Annotated in this window: 4 protein-coding genes; all 4 read right to left on the minus strand. The window is 33.5% G+C overall.

From position 1 onward, the window contains the following. Positions 1 to 74 precede the first annotated feature (74 nt). Positions 75 to 491, minus strand: a complete 417-nt coding sequence (locus H9632_RS18635; protein ID WP_191705558.1) for a tetratricopeptide repeat protein — start codon at positions 489 to 491, stop codon at positions 75 to 77. A gap of 20 nt (positions 492 to 511) precedes the next feature. After that, complete coding sequence (locus tag H9632_RS18640) at positions 512 to 844, minus strand: GH-E family nuclease (protein WP_191705561.1); 333 nt, start codon at positions 842 to 844, stop codon at positions 512 to 514. A gap of 81 nt (positions 845 to 925) precedes the next feature. Further along, complete coding sequence (locus H9632_RS18645) at positions 926 to 1138, minus strand: hypothetical protein (RefSeq protein WP_191705559.1); 213 nt, start codon at positions 1136 to 1138, stop codon at positions 926 to 928. A gap of 35 nt (positions 1139 to 1173) precedes the next feature. Then, positions 1174 to 1629, minus strand: a complete 456-nt coding sequence (locus tag H9632_RS18650; protein WP_191705560.1) for a DUF600 domain-containing protein — start codon at positions 1627 to 1629, stop codon at positions 1174 to 1176. Between the last annotated feature and the right edge of the window lie 9 nt (positions 1630 to 1638).

The following is a 1638-nucleotide window of genomic DNA, read 5'->3' on the forward strand; positions in this document are numbered from 1 at the left end:
TTGATACTCAAGCATCATACAGGAGGGCTTTTTTGTTTTCAAGTCCCCGAAAATCCTTCTAACAGGAATGCTCCCTAAATTAAATCTACAATTAACTGAAAATATTTATCATCTTCATTAAAAAATATCTTATATCCTTCTAACATATAAGCTCTTAATAAATATTCTGTTGCTTTACTTAATTCACCACATTCGAACAAACTTTCTCCTAGTCTCAGTAAGATAAAAGGATTCGATGCACCATTTGGGCAATTCAAAGCATTATATAGATGTCTTTTTGCCTGCTCGTATTCGCTATTATAATAATAAGTGTCGCCTAAAGCGGTATAAATCCATGTACTTGTTTCCCAATCTTCTTTCGGAAACGGTACTAAATCCAAAGCTTCCAAATAAATTTCAATTGCCTTTTCATTTTGTTCATTTTCTACAAAAACATTTCCTTTGTTACATAATTCTACAATCCTGTTGTAAACCTGATCATCCAGTTCCAATATTAATCACCTCAATAAGATTATTTTTTTGGTGGCAAGTAGGTTTCTTTTAACTTTGCACCTGCCGATCGATTTAAACTATAGTGATCTAGTTTATAATTATTAGAATTAAGCATCCATTCTCTAACCTCTGGAGATTTTGCACCATAATATCTACCAGTACTATTCCACCATGAAACAGCATCAGTTTTATGAGCCATATCTGCATTTACTAGACTGTACCATTTTCCATTAATTGCCATAAATTCAATTTCACCCTTACGTGTTGTTCGAATTTTTGGTGGATTTTCTTTTTTCATTCTCTCGATTACTTCTTTACCTGTTTTCGAGCTTTTTCCAGGTGTACTACCCATATATTCCAAACGTTTACTTAGCCCACTTGGTTCAGGTAACCCGACTTCTTTGTTACTTGCGTATTTCCCGTCAGGTCTGCGCTATTTTCCATTTACATCTTGATAATAGCCCTTAGGTACATTACCCTTACCATTAGTATTCTGATTAGTTTTCGCAGGTGATAATGGTGCTTGCTGCTTTGTCGTATTCTTCGGTGTTGGGGACTTGGCCAGATTTACTGTTTTATTTGTTGCTTTGCTACCCGATGTAGCTCCTGAAACAGCCTTTGCTCCGAGCTTTACGCTATGCTTCACACAATAACTCTAAATAAATTTGACTACTTCTCAGTTTAATAATTATTATTTTTTATCTCCTCAAACCACTCATCTGCTATATCATCCGCTGTTTTAATATCGTCATGTGTATAAACTAAATCATACTTGTAACTCGCTTTGAAATTACCTGTCTTAACATCATATATTAATTTCATTTCAGTTGGCATATCTCGTTCATATTCTTTACATAATTCTTCGATTTTTTCGATATCATCGCCGATAATATTTAATACCATAAATTGACGTTCTGTAGACACGTCAAAAATTTCTTCCTCACTCTTCAATGCGTCGTTCAATTTATGGGGTTCTACATATTTATTGTTAATTAGATAAAAGAAACTACTAGATATCATACTTTCTTCACATGAAGCATAAACAAATACTTTATCGGCTCTATCTTCAACATATTCCATACATATGGATATCATATCCGCTTGTAGTTCACTAAATATATCTTCAAATTCTTTCATGCTACTTTT

The organism is Solibacillus merdavium, from assembly GCF_014836935.1.
In the GTDB taxonomy this organism is placed as follows: domain Bacteria; phylum Bacillota; class Bacilli; order Bacillales_A; family Planococcaceae; genus Solibacillus; species Solibacillus ferritrahens.